This window comes from Cohnella baijiui, assembly GCF_020731285.1.
GTDB lineage: Bacteria > Bacillota > Bacilli > Paenibacillales > Paenibacillaceae > Cohnella.
Genome location: NZ_JAJFOW010000329.1, coordinates 1 through 242 on the forward strand (window position 1 = coordinate 1; position 242 = coordinate 242).

The window sequence follows — 242 nt, forward strand, 5'->3', positions numbered from 1 at the left end:
CGGTGAGCGTGGGTCTCGCGGTATCATTGCAGCACTGGGGCCAGATGGTAAGCCCTCCCGTATCGTAGTTATCTACACGACGGGGAGTCAGGCAACTATGGATGAACGAAATAGACAGATCGCTGAGATAGGTGCCTCACTGATTAAGCATTGGTAATGAGGGCCCAAATGTAATCACCTGGCTCACCTTCGGGTGGGCCTTTCTGCGTTGCTGGCGTTTTTCCATAGGCTCCGCCCCCCTG

1 pseudogene is annotated in these 242 nt (G+C 55.0%); it reads left to right on the top strand.

Annotation, left to right across the window (positions count from 1 at the left end):
• Positions 1-157 (top strand): annotated as a pseudogene (locus LKX83_RS32825) (class A beta-lactamase LEN-27); the annotation flags it as partial.
• Between the last annotated feature and the right edge of the window lie 85 nt (positions 158-242).